Raw genomic sequence first — 15,637 nt, 5'->3', positions numbered from 1 at the left:
GTCTCGATACACGCAACGATTTTCGTGTATTAGTTGACGGGTGTCTGTCGATGGGCGAGCCTGAGATGGACGGCAGACGAGGCGATGAGGGCGGGAGAGGAAGGCCATGCCGGAAGCTGCGCACTGGGCGCGCCTCCCCGAAGGCCCCGCTGAAGGCAACGGGGGTGGCGGCACGTCCGCCGTGTCCTTGCCGGGTCTGTCGGGGATCGAGGCCCTCCGGGGCGGCGATCGCACCAGGGTGGTGGTGCGTGGAGAGCTGGACCTGGGCGCCTGTGGGGGGATTGAACCCGAGCTGCGCGAGGTTCTGAGCTGCTCGCCCCGGGGTGTCGATCTCGACCTCGACGCGGTGTCGTTCTGCGACTGCGCCGGCCTCAACATGCTGCTGCGTCTGCGTCTACGGGCTGTCGCGCACGACAAGACCGTCGTCCTCGTCTCCGGCGGCCGTGCGGTCGAGCGGTTGCTGGAGCTGACAGGGACCCGCGAACTGTTCGTCCCCACAGATCCGATTCCGAATGCGAACCCGGCTCCGAGTGTGCCCCCGATCCCGAATGCGAACCCGGCCCCGAACGTGAACCCGAACATGAACCCGGTCCCGAATCGCGCCCCGAACGACGGACACGCCCCCTTCGCCGCCGTCGACGGTTCGCCCCCGCACGAAGACGCCTCCCGGGACCTGCCCACGGAGGTCGCGCAGCTCCGCCGCGCCATGCAGACCCGCCCGGCCATCGACCTGGCCCGCGGCATTCTGATGGCCACGTTCACGCTGACCCCGGAGGCCGCCTGGTCCGTTCTGGTCAGCGCTTCTCAGCACACCAACATCAAACTGCACCGGATCGCTCAAGACCTGGTCAACAGCGTTCAGGGTTCCGCGCTGCCCGACGCTGTGCAGAGCCACCTGGGAGCCGCGGTCGCCAAGGCGAAGGCGGATCCGGCGGTTCCGGCGCAGGACACGGCTGCCGTCCGGAACGCCGTACCCGAGCAGTGGCGCGCGGCGCGCGGCGAATAGCCGCGGCTCGCACGGCGTGCTCGGCGTCAGCCGCGGTAGTACTCGGCGAGGGCGGCAAAAGCCGCCTTCGGTTCCCAAGGCATATCGGGATAGGTGTCCCCGTGCCGGCCTTCGAGGACTCTGACGATGCCGGGACTGGCCAGGTCGAGGTCGTCGCGGGGATCGCCGTCGGGGCGGTGCGGGAAGTTTCCGAGCGCGAAGAGGAAGACGAAGGTGCCGTCGACACCCGCGGTGTCGTAAGTCTCCAGCAGTTCGCGTACGTACGTGGCCTGGCCCGGCTCGTCGCGTACGTACGCGTCGTTCAGCCGGACCGGCGCTCCGGTGGCCTTGTCGAACTCGACGGCCTCCAGGATGCGGCCGCCCCGGTCACCCGCGCCGCGGTACGCGGCGGTGCCGAACTCGGTGATCGCGACGGGCTTCCCCTGTGCGACGAGGGCGCGGACACTCTCGGCGAAGTGGCCGGCGACCTCGGCCGACCGGTAGAGGTCCAGGCTCAGGATGTCGAAGGGTGCCCAGTCGACGTGTTCGAGGGGCAGGGCGGCGTACGGACCATGTGCGCGTCGACGACATCGCCGAGGCCGCCGGCGTCTCGCCGAGGACGTACAACAACTACTTCTCCAGTCGGGAGCAGGCGATCGTCGCCGCCGTCACCGGCGAACGGGAAGAGCGCGTCGCCGCGGCGGTGGCCGGCCGGCCTGAAGGCGTCGGTCTCGCCGACGCCGTCATCGAAGCGATCGTGGAGCAGTACACCGCCTCGGACGAACCCGGCCCGGACGCGCTGCTGCTGATCACCACCCGCCCCACACTGCGCGGCGCGTTCGTCGACACCGCCACCGCGATCGAACACCCCCTCGCCGACGCGATCGCCCAACGCCTCGGCGACACCGGCCCGTACGCCGACCCCTCCACCTCCCCGCATACCGGCCCACCCACGGACCCGCACGCCGCCCCGTACACCGCCCGAGTGCTCGCGGCGAGCGTGGCCGCCGCGGTCCGCGTCGCGCTCGGACAGTGGCTGCAGACGGCCGTCGCGTCCTCGGCGCCCGGCGGACTCGTCGTGCCGTCCGGCTCACTGCCGGACCTGCTCCGCGCCACGCTGGCACCACTCATCCCCGCGCTCGACGCGGCTGAGGAACGGGCGCGCGGCGGCCGGGCGTGATGCGCTCCTCCGCCGATTGCTGCTCACGGCCACCGACGCCCACGGGACAGACGGGCAGCTGAGTAACCGGTCGGCGACGCGGTGGCGGCCCTGCCGCGTACGGGCCCAGTGCCCCGGCAACCCCGTCAGGCCCACCCTCCCCTCACCCAGTTGATGGATTCCGGCGAGCACGTTGACGAGATACCTCGGGAGCGCGGCCCTGAGGGATGTCGCGTGCCCCACACTGACGGCATGGACCACATCAGTCAGCCGGGAGCGGCGTCCTCGCAGAGGTTTCCGCCACGGCCGGAGAGCGCGCGGCAGGCCCGGCGCTTCGTGCGAGCTGCCTTGGCCGACGGCGCGCCGGACGCGGTGGATACCGCTGAACTTCTGGTCAGCGAGCTGGTGACCAATGTGGTGCTGCATGCGCGCACGGAGGCCGAGGTGGCGGTCCGGCTGCTCGACGACGAGGTCCAGGTTCGGGTCAGCGACCACCGGCCGTGCCGTCGGCCGGTGCCGGGGGACCCCGATACGTACGCCGGACAGGGCCGGGGACAGGGCCTGGCGGTCGTCGAGCAGCTCGCCTCCCGGTACGGCGTCGACACCGGTGACGAGCGCAAGACGGTGTGGTTCGAGTTGTGGTGCGACGAGCGGCCACCCCCGTCCTCCACATGGGAGACCGCCGAACCGTCCTGTGGCCCGACCCGTACGGTGACGCTCGTCGACCTCCCCGGCACGCTGTACCTGGCGGCCCAGCATCACCAGCACACCCTGCTCCGCGAGCTGACCTTCGCGGCATACGCAGGGGAGGACACCGGCGTGGACCCGGAAGACCTCGCCGCCGCGCACGACGCGAGCAACGTGATCGGCGCGAACATGTCGGCAGCGCTGGAAGGGCAGCCTTCGGCGGCCCACGTCCACTCCCTGAGCGTTTCCTTCCCGGCGGACATCGCACGGGCGGTACGGACCCTGGGCCGCGTACTCGACGTGGCAGAGGAGGCGGCCCGGGACGAGCGCCTCCTCACCTGGCCGTCCCTTCCCCAGAAGCGTGCCTTCCGCCGCTGGCTGCTCGACCAGATCGCCTGCCAGCTCACCGGCGGGCCACCCACCGCGTGGACCATGGTTCCCCGCGAGCCGAGTGCCAGCCCCTCCGAGCTGGTGCCCTGGGACGCCAGTCACGTATGGGCGAGCAGGGTGCCCACCATCGCGGCCGACGACAACAACCGGATCATCGTGGCGAACGGACCGGCCGCGGACATGCTCGGCTGGCAGGAGGGTGAGCTGGTCGGCCAGCGGCTCACCGCGCTGATCCCGGAGCACCTGAGGGAGCGCCACATGACGGCGTTCACCCGCCTGCTGCTCACCGGGCAGCCCCACATCCTGGGCCGCTCGGTACCACTGCCGGCGCTGCACCGGGACGGCAGGCTCGTCCCCGTACGGCTGTTCGTCCAGACCCAGGTGACGGCCGACGGCCAGACTGTCTACGTCGCCCAGATCGCCCCCAGGACCGCCCCTCCCGTCCCGGCCCCCCTCCCCTCCGGAGAGAGCCAGGCCATCCCCGCGCAGCAGCCCGGCGGGCCGGACCTGCCCGACGACCCGGAGCGCGTCGCGGGTGCGGACAGTGACGAGCCCGACGGGCCGGCGCGGGAACGGCGGCTGCTGGCCGATATCGGGGAGTCGCTGAGCAGCACCCCGAACCTGGACGAAGGACTGCAGCGGGTCTCCAAGATCCTGACCCAGCGACTGGCCGACTGGTGTGTGGTGGACCTGCTCGAAGAAGGCGACGTGCTGGAGCGGTTCTGCGTCGCCCACCACAGCTCCACAGAACTGCCCGTCGAAGCGTACGCGGGCAGGCTTCCCCCGGTGACCGGGGCGGCGCGCGGGCCGCTGGCCCGGGTGTTGCGCGGAGCCGGGCCGCTGCTGCTCACCGAGGGCCCGCCGCCGGGCCAGGTCAAGAGCCCGCTCGACGCCCACGACCGCGATCTGTTCGAACGGGTGGGGGCGAACAGCGCGGTCATCGCCCCGCTGCGGACCCGCGGCGCCGTCTTCGGCGCCCTGACCCTGATCCGTACGGGCGCGGAACGGCCCTTCACCGAGGAATCGCTGCCCCTGATCGGCGACCTGGTCCGCAGCCTCGCCCTGGGTGTGGAGCACGCCCGCCTGTACCAGGAGACCCGCCACATCGCCGAGCGCCTCCAGCGCTCCCTGCTGCCCGTACTGCCCGAGATCGGGCACCTGCAGATGGCCGCCCGCTACGCGCCCTCCTCCACGACCGCGCAGATCGGCGGCGACTGGTACGACAGCTTCGTCGTACCCGGCGGGCAGACCGCCGTGGTCATCGGTGACGTCACCGGACACGACCTGGAGGCCGCGGTCGCCATGAGCCAGCTGCGCAGCATGCTGCGCGGCATCGCCATCGACCGCCAGGAGCCGCCCGAAGAGGTGCTGCGCCGGCTGGACATCGCCAACCACAGCCTGTCCCAGGAGGCCACCGCCACCTGCATCTACGGTCTGGTCAACGGCTCCGCGAGCGGGCCCTGGCAGCTGAATCACTCCTCCGCCGGACACCTGCCACCGCTGCTGACGACCAGAGAGGGCGACACGCGCTACCTCGACGCGGGCTCAGGGCTGTTGCTGGGCATGGAACCCGACATGCCGCGCCCGCAAGCCGTCGATCCGATCCCGGCCCACGCGACCGTCCTGCTGTACACCGACGGCCTGATCGAACGCCGCGACGAGTCCCTCGACCACGCCATGGAAAGACTCCGCCGGCACGCCGCCGCCCTGGCGAGCGAACCCCTCGACGTCTTCTGCGACGAGCTGCTCATCGCCCTGAGCGCCGACAGCGCCGACGACATCGCCCTCCTCGCCCTGCGCCCGGTGCCGCAGGACCAGGAGTCCGCGGCTCACGGCGAGAAATAGATTCCGGGCGGTACGCCGACCACGCGCCGGAACGCCGCCACGAACGCGCTCGGTGACGCGTACCCGACCCGGGGCGCCACCGCCGCCACCGTCGCACCGCCCGCCAGCAGCGGCATCGCGGTCTGCAGGCGCAAGCGGGTACGCCATTGCCCGAACGGCATCCCCGTCTCCGCGGCGTACGCGCGGGCCAGCGTCCGCGCGCTCGCCCCGACCTCCGCGCCCCACTCCGCCAGCGTCCGGTCGTCCGCCGGGCACGCGCGCAGGGCGTGTGCGACGCGGCGTGCCCGGTCGTCGCGGGGCAGGGGTGCCAGGACCGTCGCCACGGAGACCGGACGCAACTGGTCGAGGACGACAGCTTCCGCGCGTTCCCGGGCATGCGCCGTCAGACCGTCGTCCGCCAGGTAGGCGATCAGCTCGCGCAGCAGGCGCGAGACGCCCACGACGGTGGGGGCCGGCCAGCGCACCGGACAGCGGTCCGGCACGTAGTACAGGCTCCGGCCCACGACCGGACCGGAAGCACCCGTCGCGTGCTCGGTACCGGCCGGTATCCACAGCGCCATGGTCGGCGGCAGGATCCAGGTGCTGCCCCGGGCGCGTACGGCGATGACCCCCTCCTCCGCCCAGGCCAGCTGGTGTGCCGTGTGCCAGTGCCGTCCGTACCACTGGCCGTCGTCGACCACGAAACTCCCCACGACCACTGCCGCTTCCGGGAACCGCCCCGGTACGAGATGTCCGTACCGCGACAGGGTGTGTCCCCCTACCTCGTGGTGGACGTCGCCCGCGCTTCTTAGCATCGCCGCATGGCCTCCATGAATCGCTTGCACCAGTGGGTGTGCAGTTCCGACAGGTGGGCACGAGGGGTGGAGCGGAACCTGCTGCCCTGGGCCCTCGACGGAGTCGAACTCGGCACCGGGACCCTGGAGATCGGGCCCGGTTACGGCGCCACCACGCGCGTACTCGCGCGCCGCGTGCCGGGTCACCTCAGTGTCCTCGAAGTCGACGCGGAGTTCGCCAAGAAACTTCAGGACGCGTACGCGGGACAGGTCGACGTCGTGCACGGCGACGGCACGTCGATGCCGTTCCCGGACGGCGGTTTCGACGCCGTCGTGTGCTTCACCATGCTGCATCACGTGCCGTCCCCGGAAGCGCAGGACCGTCTCTTCGCCGAAGCCCGGCGGGTTCTGCGCCCCGGTGGCGTCTTCGCCGGCTGTGACGGCTGCGCGAGTACGGCCTTCCGCTTGCTACACCTGGGCGACACGTACGTACCCGTCCCGCCGGAAACCCTGCCGCGGCGGTTGCGCGCGGCCGGGTTCGGTCCGGCGGAGGTCATCCTCGGGAAGGGGCGGTTCCGGTTCCGTGCCGTACGGGAGTGAGAGGCGGCGATCGGCCCCGGCCGTCAGACGCGCCGGTCGGTCCCGGCGATCGGAGACGCGGCGTTCACTCGAACGGGCGGTCGAGGGAAGAGGGGGAACGGCTGTGCGGAACGGGCCGTTGAGCGGGCATGGGACGGAACATGCGAGCGGGACATCAGGGAACAGGGCCCGGGCCGATCACCCCGGACGGCTGCGCGGTCGAACTCTACGCACGACTGCCGGCCGGAGCCGAACCGGACATCGTGGCCGAGGCGGTGCCGGCGGGCGCGCACATACTGGAACTGGGCTGCGGGGTGGGGCGCATGACCCACCCGCTTCTGGAACGAGGCTTCGCGGTGACCGCCGTGGACGAGTCACCGGAGATGCTGGAGCACGTCCGCGGGACGCGGACGGTGTGCAGCCCGATCGAGGACCTCGACCTGGGCGAGACGTTCGACGCGGTGATACTCGCATCGTTCCTCGTGCACACCGCCGATGTCGCCGTACGGCGAGCACTCTTACGCACCTGCGTCCGCCACCTCGCACCGAGCGGCTGCGTACTGATCCAGCGCGAGGGCGAAGACTTCCACACCGACGTGCCACGCGAACGCCACGACCCCACCGGCTTCACCATCCGCATCGTATCGGCGGACCCGGTCGGCGACGGGGTCAACTCGGTACACGCGGAGTACACCTTCCCCGACTCCGCCTGGACCCAGACATTCCTGGCCCGCCCCCTGACGAAGCAGCAGTTCGAGGAGGCGCTGGCTGATGCGGGTCTGAGAGTCGACCGGTACGTGACGGAGGACCGGATATGGGTGCGAGCGGTTCGGTGGGAGGAGTAGAGGGGGAGGGGAGACTCGGCTCGGCGTCATTTCCCCGGCGTGCTCGGGGAAGGGGCGCAGGCTCTCTTCGTACTGCTCGGGCCGGACGCCCTCGAACAGGTTCTCCGGCCGGTTGATGGTGGTCATGGGGCTGCCGTCCTTCCTGGACCGTTCCAGGTCGGTGATCGTGCGGGAGACGGTGGCGGCCAGGACGTCGAGCCGGTCGCGTTCGGCGAGCGGGCGCCGGTGGTGACCCCGCAGGGCCTCCAACTCGTCGACCTGCGCGGCCAGGACCCGGCCGATCTCGGACAGGCCCAGGCCCAGCGCTCGCAGCACGAGGATCTGTTGCAGCCGTAGCAACTGCTCCTCCTCGTAGTGGCGGTGGCCGTTGCTGCCGATCCACGCTGGCGGCAGGATGCCGGTCCGGTCGTAGTGCCGCAGGGTCCGGGCTGTCACACCGGACATCCGCGCGACTCGGCGGTCGGCCAGGCCATGACCCGCCTCCCGGTCGGTTGCTGGACAGGGGCCGGTCTTTCCGGCCCTGGTCAGGACGGTAGGAGTTGCCGCTGCGGCAACTTCAAGCACCTCAGGTGAGCCCATCGCGTCCGCCCCCGGCGCACTCGCACACCGCATCACCTCACCCCTCACCCGTGACCCGGGTCACCCGGGCATCCATGGTCACCATCTCCCCACGCTGCGACACTTACGCCGACCTTTCGGCATTTTTCGCCGAAGGGCCTGTGATCGATCGATGGGAATCATTGATGCCAGGCACGACCCGACAGCGTCGGCGCGGCGGTCCGGCCGCGCGCAGACGTACTGTCCTCAGAGTCTTACTGACCTTCGCGTTGACGGCCTTCGGCCTGGTCGCCACCGGCGTACCGGCGCAGGCCAACGAGTACTACAACAGCATCACGTCCGCCTCGCCGGCCAACCGGACGTGGATGGCCGGGGTGCCGGACAGGACCAGCCTCGCCCGGATGTCCATACCCGGGACGCACGACAGTCTCGCCCTGTGCGGCTCCCGGAGCAGCGCGGGGGCCTGCGAGGCGATCTCCACCAGCATCACCCGCACCCAGGAACCGCACGGTTACAGCGCGGAGACCCTGACCACCCAGCTGGACGCCGGTATCCGGTCGATCGACATCCGGGTCAGGGTGGACCAGGGCAAGGCTGGGCTGGCCTTCACCGTCCATCACGGCGCCATGTATCAGTACGCCAACTTCACCGACGTACTGGCGAAGGCCAAGGACTTCCTCTCGGCACACCCGAAGGAAACGATCCTGCTGAACCTGAAGGCCGAGTGCACCGGAGAGACGTTCTCCTGCAAGGACGCCAAGGGCTTCGCCACCGACGCATGGCGCACGAAGGTCTTCGACTCGTACCTGCAGGGCCGTGCGTACACCGGCGAAGGCGATGAGTGGAAGCGGACGACGGCGTGGCAGGACCTGTTCTGGGGCCCGTCGGTGACCGGCAGCAGCCAGGCGGACACGCCGTCCCTCGGCGAGGTCCGGGGCAAGATCGTCCTGCTCGGCTTCCGCGGGACGGGCGGCGGCATCTACGGCGGCTACGGCGTCCGCCAGCTCTACCCCGCGGGCGGCTCCTACGACGAGTACGTCCAGGACGCGTACGAGGTTCCCAGCATCGCAGCCATCGCCGGCAAGTGGGAGAAGGTCCGGGCGCACCTCCGCCGTACCAACGGTGTGTGGGACGCGCACCGCGGAGGTGAGAAGGAGTACCGCTACCAGCCCGACGCGCTGTACATGAACTACACCAGCGGTACTTCGTCGGGCGCGCACCCCTCCACCGTCGCGGGCGGCACCCCGACGGCCAACGGCGTCAACGAGTTCCTCATCCAGTGCTTCCACAACACCGACGGCCGGTGCCCGGAGTTCTACTCCGGCCGCGCGGACAACTTCGGTGGCCGCGAGGCGATGGACCGTACCGGCATCATGATGATGGACTTCCCCGGTGGCGGGCTCATCGACGAGATCGTCGAACGGAACCCGCGCGGGAACGGCGACGACGGCGACGGCAACGGCGGCAACCTCCGGATCATGGTGGTCGGCGACTCGATGTCCCAGGGACACGAGGGCGACTGGACCTGGCGCTACCGCCTGTGGGAGTGGTTCCAGAACCAGGGCGTGACCGTGGACTTCGTCGGCCCGTACAAGGGCACCGTGCAGCACGCCGAGCCGAAGCCACCGGCCCCGCCCGCGCTCCAGGGCGAACAGGCCGCCGAGCCCGATGCGCCCAGGGTCTCGGGCGCCTACGCGGCCGGTGCGCGGCCCTTCGACAGTGAGCACTTCGCGGTGTGGGGACGGCAGGCGGCGCAGGACAAGAAGCTGATCGCCGACCAGGTGGCGAAGTACCGCCCCGATCTGCTGCTGGTCGGGCTGGGGTTCAACGACATGGGCTGGTTCGTCAGCGGCCCGGAAGGAACCCTGGACAGCATGAAGGCGCTGGTGGACGAGGCGCGGTCCGCGAAGCCGGACGTCAAGTTCGCGCTGGCCGACGTTCCGCAGCGTACCAAGATCGGCGGCCGGGACGACCTGCCCCGCAACACCGACACGTACAACGCCATGCTCCGCAAGGCGATCCCGCAGTGGAACACCAGCAAGTCGCCGGTGGAGCTGGTCGACTGGCGCGGGAACTACGAGTGCGAGGTCGGTGGCTGCCCGGCCGGTTACGACGGTCTGCACCCCAACGCCCGCGGTGAGTACCAGATCGCCCGGGCCTTCGAACTGACGCTGCACGAGAAGTTCCACCTGGGCACGAGCGTGCCGCCCGTCCCCGGGGATGTCGAGACCCGGCCGACCCCCGTGCCCGGGAACGTCGCGGCCCGGTCCGGCCCCGGTGGCATCACCGTGACCTGGGACCGGGTCTTCGGCGCGTTCGGTTACACGGTACGGAGCCGGCTCGTGGGCAGCGACGCGTGGAACGAACTGCGGGTCACGGCCAACCGCCACGACACGACCTGGACGACCGACGGCCAGAAGTGGGAGTACCAGGTCCGCACCGACAACGGAGAGCAGGCCACGTCCGGCTGGTCGGGCGTCGTCAGCGCGACCGCGCACCCGGAGACCGCCCCGGCGCCGGTCGGCATCGTCACCCGGGCCACCGCCACGGGGGTCGACGTGTCATGGGGGAAGCCGACCGGAACGCACACCGGCACGATCGACCGTTACGAGGTGCTCACCTTCGACAAGGACACTCCCGGCGCGTTCGTCAGCAGCGTCGGCGTCAAGGGCCAGTCGGCGCACGTCGACGGCCTGGTCCCGGGCCACCGGTACGTCGTCGCGGTGGCCACCTGGAACGCGGCCGGCGGCGGCATGCCGGGCGCGGCCCGGGCCGTCATGGTGGGTGCCGGGACACCGTCGGCGCCCACCGGCCTGAAGGTCACCTCCACGGACGCCACGACCGTCCAGCTGACCTGGAACGGGTCGGAACAGGCCGCCGGTTACCGCGTCTGGATCCGCAACATCAACGACGGCAGCCGGTCGACGGCCGACGAGTACGTCACCGACGGGACCAGCCGGGGCATCGCCTACCTGGTGCCCGGCGTCTGGAACTACGAGTTCTGCGTCACCGCCGTCAACGGCGCGGCGGAGTCCGGCACGTCCGAGTGCGTGGTCGCGCCCCGTCCGGCGGGCAGTCAGTCGACAGGGGAGCCGGTGGTGGGTGGCACACGGTAGTGCACGGCAGCGTTCCGCATTGCTCGGTAGCGCTCCATAGTGCACGGATGAAGTGAAGGACCGTCCTCCGCCGCCGGAAGCCTCGGCGGCGGAGGACATGGCCGTGATCCGGAACGGTCCAGTGTCCACTTGAGCCCCAAGGGGGCTGCGCCGTCAGGGACGGCGGTGGGCTCACTGATGCTGGATCGGCGGGCAGTAACCGGTCTCCTCACCGATGGAGTTGATTTCGGCGTTGGACCGGGGGTCGCTCGCGTAGTTGATCTGGTTGGTGCAGCTCACGCCGGGCTTCTTCGGGGTGCCGGACGGCTTGGTGTCCTTCTTGGGGGCCGGGCAGCGGCCCGTGTCTTCACCGATGGAGTTGATTTCGGCGTTGGACCGGGGGTCACCGGCGTAGTTGATCTGGTTCGTGCACTTCATGCCGGACTTCTTGGTCGCGTCCGAAGGCGCGCCGCCGGTGGACTTCTGGGCGGACTTGGCCGTGGAGGTGGCGGGCTTCTGGGCGCTTGTCGAGGCGGACGAGGACGAAGCGCTGCTGCCGCCGTCCTGGCAGGCGGTGAGCCCGAGCGCGGCGACGGCGATCACCATGGCGGCAGCGGCCTTGCGGGCGTGGCGGAGTGTGGTGCGGTGCGACATGTTCTTCCCTGTTCTCTTCGCGTGGCGCTGCGGGCTGATGAGAACAAGACTGTCGGCCGCCGCTGACGATCTGCCGCTGTACGGCTAACGCTTCACTAACGGCGGCCGGGGCGCTGGGGCGGACCGCCGGGGCGGACCGTGGCCGGGCGGCGTCGAGCCGCGGGTGGCGGTGCCTCGTAGCAGGTGGCCGATGCGGTGCGATGGTTCGAGACGGTTAGGGTGATGTTGGCGAACTGCCCGATCGGACCGGCCGCTTCGACGCGTCGGCCCCGGAACGGGCATGGGGGAGGACCGTCAGTCGTTCAGGACTTAGTTCCAAGGAGATGACGAGCGTGAGCATGAACGTGAGCAACGAACCAGGACAGGAAGGCGCCACGGCTGCCGAACTCCCGCACCGGCTCGCGCTCGCCGACCGTATCGACGACGGTGCCGCCTTCGACTACATCGTGTGCGGCGCCGGTTCGGCCGGTTCCGTCCTGGCCGGCCGGCTCGCGGCCGATCCGGCTGTCACGGTGCTGCTCGTCGAGAGCGGCGGCGACGACGAGGACGAGCGGGTGAGCAACCCCGACCTGTGGCCGGCCAACCTCGGCAGCGAGCGCACCTGGGACTACGTCACGGAGCCGAACCCGCAGCTCAACGGGCGCCGGCTCGCCTACGCGACGGGCCGGGGACTGGGCGGGGGCGGCGCCGTCAACGCCGGCGTATGGGCCCGCGGCCACCGGAGCGACTGGGACTCCTTCGCCCGGCAGGCAGGCGATTCCGGGTGGGGTTACGCGCACATACTGGAGCTCTACCGGCGCATCGAGGACTGGCAGGGCGCCCCCGACCCCGAACGCCGTGGCACCGGGGGTCCGATGCGGATCCGGCCGTCGCAGGACGTGCACCCGCTCTTCGCCGCCTTCCTCGACGGCGTCGAGGCCACGGGCCTCTCCCGTTTCGACAGCGCCAACGGCGCCCTGATGGAGAAGGACGCCGGCTGCGCCGTACGGGACGAGAACATCCACGAGGGAGTGCGGCAGACCCCCTTCCGCCGCTATGTCGCCGGCCGCCTGGGGCAGCCGAACCTCACGGTCCTGCCGCACACGACGGTCTCCCGCGTCCTACTCTCCGCAGGCCGGGCCTCCGGCGTCGAGCTCATCCGCGACGGCAAGCCGCTGCGCGCGCACGCGTCGCAGGAGGTGGTGCTGTCGCTGGGCGCGATCGGCACCCCGGCCGTGCTCATGCGGTCCGGGATCGGGGACGAGGCCGAACTGCGGGCCGCCGGCGTCCCGGTGGTCCAGCACCTGCCCGGCGTCGGCCGTAACCTCGACGACCACATACGCCTGCCCTGCATGTGGGAGGCCGAGGACGTGCCGATGCCGGTGCCCACGCGCAGCCAGGCCGTCTGCTTCTGGTCCGACGACACGCGGCCGGGAGCGCCGGAGTTCGTCATGTACCTCTCGCCCGCCCCGTCCGTCTCCGTGGAGAGCGCCGCCCAGTACCCGCCGCCGGAACGGTGTTTCACGCTGATGCCCGCCATGCGCCCGCGCGGCGGCAGCCGCGGCCGGGTCCGCCTGGCGAGCGCCGACCCGCTGACCAGGCCCCGCGTCGAGACGAACTTCCTGGCCGACCCCGACGACGTCCGCTCGGCCCTGTCCGCCGTCGCCATGGCCCGCGAGATCGGCAACTCCGCCGGGCTCCGTCCGTTCGCCAGGCGGGAGGTGTCCCCGGCGTCCTCCGCGACGGACACGGTCGAGCTGTTCCTGCGTAACGCCGTGGAGACCTTCTGGCACCAGAGCGGCACGGCCCGGATGGGGCGGGACGCGGACGCCGTCGTGGACGCCCGGCTCAAGGTCTACGGCGTCGAGGGCCTCCGCGTCGCCGACGCCTCGGTGCTGCCTCATGTGACGGTCGCCAACACGATGGCTCCCTCCATGGTGGTCGGCGAGCGGGCGGCAGAGATGATCATGACCGGGCAGGGCTGACCGCGCTCGGAGCGCCCGGAAACTCAAGGGAGTTGCGGTGTGCCTTCGCAACAGCGAAGGCGCCGGAACCTGAGGCCGGTCATTCCTCGGTGCCTGGTGCCAGGCGGCCCGGGCGGGTTCACTTCGCGGGCCCGGCCGACCCGGCGCGGAGTCGGCTACGGCACCGCACTCGAATCGACGGAGGCCACGGCGGTACGGGCCCTCATCCGTGAACTCCGGTCGGCCGGTACGGCTGTCGCCTGGAGTTCCCGGAGGCCGCGCGCTGAGCGGCGGCGCGGTCTCCGGGTTCGTGCGCGGTTCAGCCGGGGAGGCCGTCCGCGGTGGGGACGACGAGGCCGAACAGGTCGCTGATGGTGGTCAGGGCGGCGGCCTGGAGGGTGGTGGCGGGCAGTACGGTGCCGTCCGGGGCGGTGAGGGCGCGGGTGGCGGTGGCTTCGGCGACGACGGTGGGCCGGTAACCGAGGTTGAAGGCGCCCTGTGCGGTGAAGTTGACGCACATGTGGGTCATGAAGCCGGCCAGTACGAGGTCCTTGCCGCTGCCCGGCTCGAAGCCGAGGCCGGTCAGGGCTTTCTCCAGCTCGGTGGCGTGGAAGGCGTTCGGGAACTGCTTGACCACGACCGGTTCTCCCTCGACGGGGGTGACCGGCTCGCTGATGGCGCCGATGTCGGCGCGGATGTCGTACGGAGTGCCTTCGCCGCCGTCGTTGACGATATGGACGACCGGGGTGCCCGCGGCACGGGCACGCTCCAGCAGGAGGGCGGCGGCCGCGAGGGCTTCGTCGGCCCCGTCCAGGGCCATGACGCCGGTGCGGTAGGTGTTCTGGAAGTCGACCAGGAGCAGGGCGGATTCGCTCAGCCGCGGCGGCCGGCCGTCCAGCCCGATCACGTCGCGCAGGGGAGTGGAGGGGGTGAGGGCGTTCATCGGAAACCTTTCGGCGTGCGTTGTTCGTTGTTCGCGTCAGGGCACATGGTGAGGTCGTCCGCCTCGCCGAGCGCCAAGGGAGAGATGCGGAGAGATACGGAGAATGGGGTGGGAGACGGGCGGCTCAGGTGACCCGGGTACGGAAGCGGCGGCGGTAGGCCGCCGGGGTGGAGGCGAGCTGCCGTCTGAACGCCCGGTGCAACGTCTCCACCGAGCCGAGCCCGGCGGCGGCCGCGACCTGGTCGAGCGGGCAGTCCGTGGTCTCCAGCAGGCGCCGGGCCAGCTCGACGCGGGCCGCTTCGACGTAAGCTGCGGGACTGCTGCCCGTCTCCTGTTTGAAGACACGGGCGAAGTGCCGTTCACTGAGGCACATCCGGGCGGCCAGAGACGGCGCGGACAGGTCCTCGTCGAGATGGTCGGAGATCCACAGCCGTAGCTCGTCGATGTCCCGGCGCTCGGCGGCCGGGCGGCTGAGCGGTACGGAGAACTGGCTCTGTCCGCCCTGCCGCTTGAGGTACATCACCAGCTGCCGGGCCACCGCCAGGGCGGTCTGCTCGCCCAGGTCCTCCGCCACCAGAGCCAGCGCGAGGTCCAGACAGGCACTGATCCCGGCCCCGGTCCACAGCCGGCCGCAGTCGGAACGGACGAAGACCGGGTCCGGGTCGACCGTCACGTCCGGGTGATCGGCGGCGAGCTGGGCGGAGGTCGACCAGTGGGTGGTCGCCGTCCTCCCGCCCAGCAGCCCGGCCGCGGCCAGCAGATGCGCGCCCACACACACCGACGCGACCCGCCGGGCGTACGGGGCCGTCTCCTTCACCCACGCCACGACGGCGGGGTCGGTACGGGCCACGGGGCCGTCGTCGGTCATGTCCACCGCGCCCGGCACCAGCAGGGTGTCCACCTGCTCACCGACGTCCTCGAAGGCCACGTCCGCGAGCAGCCGCACCCCCGCCGACGTGCGGACCGCACCCGTGGCCGGCCCGGCGAGGCGCACCTGGTAGCCGGCGCGGCCCGCGGTCTCCCGGTTGGCCAGCGCGAAGACCTCGGCCGGGCCGGTGACGTCGAGGAGATCGACATCGGGGAAGACCGCGATGACGACACGGTGCGAAGTGGGCATGGACCGATCCTCACCCGCTGCCGTCAGTGACCGCAATGACGATTACCTGTCACATCCGGACATG

At 71.0% G+C, this 15,637-nt stretch carries 11 protein-coding genes and 2 pseudogenes; 7 read left to right on the top strand and 6 right to left on the bottom strand.

Going from position 1 to position 15,637, the window contains the following annotated elements; translation table 11 throughout:
• Nucleotides 1-106 precede the first annotated feature (106 nt).
• Complete coding sequence (locus ACZ4Z1_RS23445; protein WP_468488557.1) at nucleotides 107-1,006, top strand: ANTAR domain-containing protein; 900 nt, start codon at nucleotides 107-109, stop codon at nucleotides 1,004-1,006.
• Nucleotides 1,007-1,032: 26 nt separating this feature from the next.
• Here ACZ4Z1_RS23445 and ACZ4Z1_RS23440 read toward each other — a convergent pair.
• Nucleotides 1,033-1,551 (bottom strand): annotated as a pseudogene (locus tag ACZ4Z1_RS23440) (hypothetical protein); the annotation flags it as partial.
• Between ACZ4Z1_RS23440 and ACZ4Z1_RS23435 the strand changes: the two are divergent.
• Complete coding sequence (locus ACZ4Z1_RS23435; protein ID WP_468488556.1) at nucleotides 1,515-2,165, top strand: TetR/AcrR family transcriptional regulator; 651 nt, start codon at nucleotides 1,515-1,517, stop codon at nucleotides 2,163-2,165. The pseudogene ACZ4Z1_RS23440 and the gene ACZ4Z1_RS23435 overlap by 37 nt on opposite strands.
• Nucleotides 2,166-2,396: 231 nt before the next feature.
• On the top strand, nucleotides 2,397-5,066 hold the full coding sequence (locus tag ACZ4Z1_RS23430) for a SpoIIE family protein phosphatase (protein WP_468488555.1): 2,670 nt from the start codon (nucleotides 2,397-2,399) through the stop codon (nucleotides 5,064-5,066).
• On the opposite strand, the gene ACZ4Z1_RS23425 is transcribed toward ACZ4Z1_RS23430, so the two are convergent.
• Nucleotides 5,051-5,860 carry an AraC family transcriptional regulator gene (locus tag ACZ4Z1_RS23425; RefSeq protein ID WP_468488554.1) on the bottom strand — a complete coding sequence of 270 codons (810 nt, stop codon included), beginning with the start codon at nucleotides 5,858-5,860 and terminating at the stop codon, nucleotides 5,051-5,053. The genes ACZ4Z1_RS23430 and ACZ4Z1_RS23425 overlap by 16 nt on opposite strands.
• Nucleotides 5,861-5,866: 6 nt before the next feature.
• Between ACZ4Z1_RS23425 and ACZ4Z1_RS23420 the strand changes: the two genes are divergently transcribed.
• Entirely contained in the window at nucleotides 5,867-6,439 is a 573-nt protein-coding gene (locus ACZ4Z1_RS23420; RefSeq protein WP_468488553.1) for a class I SAM-dependent methyltransferase, read from the top strand.
• A gap of 140 nt (nucleotides 6,440-6,579) precedes the next feature.
• Nucleotides 6,580-7,263, top strand: coding sequence for a class I SAM-dependent methyltransferase (locus tag ACZ4Z1_RS23415; protein WP_468488552.1), 684 nt, complete (start codon nucleotides 6,580-6,582; stop codon nucleotides 7,261-7,263).
• A gap of 18 nt (nucleotides 7,264-7,281) precedes the next feature.
• Here ACZ4Z1_RS23415 and ACZ4Z1_RS23410 read toward each other — a convergent pair.
• Nucleotides 7,282-7,736 (bottom strand): annotated as a pseudogene (locus ACZ4Z1_RS23410) (MerR family transcriptional regulator); the annotation flags it as partial.
• A gap of 354 nt (nucleotides 7,737-8,090) precedes the next feature.
• On the opposite strand from ACZ4Z1_RS23410, the gene ACZ4Z1_RS23405 reads away from it, so the two are divergent.
• Nucleotides 8,091-10,937, top strand: a complete 2,847-nt coding sequence (locus ACZ4Z1_RS23405; protein WP_468488551.1) for a phosphatidylinositol-specific phospholipase C domain-containing protein — start codon at nucleotides 8,091-8,093, stop codon at nucleotides 10,935-10,937.
• Nucleotides 10,938-11,108: 171 nt separating this feature from the next.
• Here the strand turns inward: ACZ4Z1_RS23405 and ACZ4Z1_RS23400 are convergent, their stop codons facing one another.
• Nucleotides 11,109-11,570 (bottom strand): hypothetical protein, encoded by a 462-nt coding sequence (locus ACZ4Z1_RS23400; protein WP_468488550.1) that lies wholly within the window; start codon nucleotides 11,568-11,570, stop codon nucleotides 11,109-11,111.
• A gap of 338 nt (nucleotides 11,571-11,908) precedes the next feature.
• Between ACZ4Z1_RS23400 and ACZ4Z1_RS23395 the strand changes: the two genes are divergently transcribed.
• Nucleotides 11,909-13,534 carry a GMC family oxidoreductase gene (locus ACZ4Z1_RS23395; RefSeq protein ID WP_468488636.1) on the top strand — a complete coding sequence of 542 codons (1,626 nt, stop codon included), beginning with the start codon at nucleotides 11,909-11,911 and terminating at the stop codon, nucleotides 13,532-13,534.
• 298 nt (nucleotides 13,535-13,832) lie between these two features.
• On the opposite strand, the gene ACZ4Z1_RS23390 is transcribed toward ACZ4Z1_RS23395, so the two are convergent.
• Together ACZ4Z1_RS23390 and ACZ4Z1_RS23385 are read right to left on the bottom strand one after the other, a co-directional pair.
• Nucleotides 13,833-14,456: an isochorismatase family protein gene (locus tag ACZ4Z1_RS23390; protein ID WP_468488549.1), complete on the bottom strand. Its 624-nt coding sequence runs from the start codon at nucleotides 14,454-14,456 to the stop codon at nucleotides 13,833-13,835.
• 124 nt (nucleotides 14,457-14,580) lie between these two features.
• Nucleotides 14,581-15,573 carry a GlxA family transcriptional regulator gene (locus ACZ4Z1_RS23385; RefSeq protein ID WP_468488548.1) on the bottom strand — a complete coding sequence of 331 codons (993 nt, stop codon included), beginning with the start codon at nucleotides 15,571-15,573 and terminating at the stop codon, nucleotides 14,581-14,583.
• Between the last annotated feature and the right edge of the window lie 64 nt (nucleotides 15,574-15,637).

The sequence above is a fragment of the Streptomyces sp. NPDC030165 genome (assembly GCF_055573595.1).
The sequence above is the reverse complement of the archived record's forward strand: the minus strand, read 5'-3'. Positions and strand labels throughout refer to the sequence as shown.

Excerpts from the sequence above, each read along its gene's own strand:
- ACZ4Z1_RS23445 (WP_468488557.1), top strand. The coding sequence starts at position 107 with ATGCCGGAAGCTGCGCACTGGGCGCGCCTCCCCGAAGGCCCCGCTGAA.
- ACZ4Z1_RS23430 (WP_468488555.1), top strand. The coding sequence starts at position 2,397 with ATGGACCACATCAGTCAGCCGGGAGCGGCGTCCTCGCAGAGGTTTCCG.
- ACZ4Z1_RS23425 (WP_468488554.1), bottom strand. The coding sequence starts at position 5,860 with ATGCTAAGAAGCGCGGGCGACGTCCACCACGAGGTAGGGGGACACACC.
- ACZ4Z1_RS23420 (WP_468488553.1), top strand. The coding sequence starts at position 5,867 with ATGGCCTCCATGAATCGCTTGCACCAGTGGGTGTGCAGTTCCGACAGG.
- ACZ4Z1_RS23415 (WP_468488552.1), top strand. The coding sequence starts at position 6,580 with ATGCGAGCGGGACATCAGGGAACAGGGCCCGGGCCGATCACCCCGGAC.
- ACZ4Z1_RS23400 (WP_468488550.1), bottom strand. The coding sequence starts at position 11,570 with ATGTCGCACCGCACCACACTCCGCCACGCCCGCAAGGCCGCTGCCGCC.
- ACZ4Z1_RS23395 (WP_468488636.1), top strand. The coding sequence starts at position 11,909 with ATGAACGTGAGCAACGAACCAGGACAGGAAGGCGCCACGGCTGCCGAA.
- ACZ4Z1_RS23390 (WP_468488549.1), bottom strand. The coding sequence starts at position 14,456 with ATGAACGCCCTCACCCCCTCCACTCCCCTGCGCGACGTGATCGGGCTG.
- ACZ4Z1_RS23385 (WP_468488548.1), bottom strand. The coding sequence starts at position 15,573 with ATGCCCACTTCGCACCGTGTCGTCATCGCGGTCTTCCCCGATGTCGAT.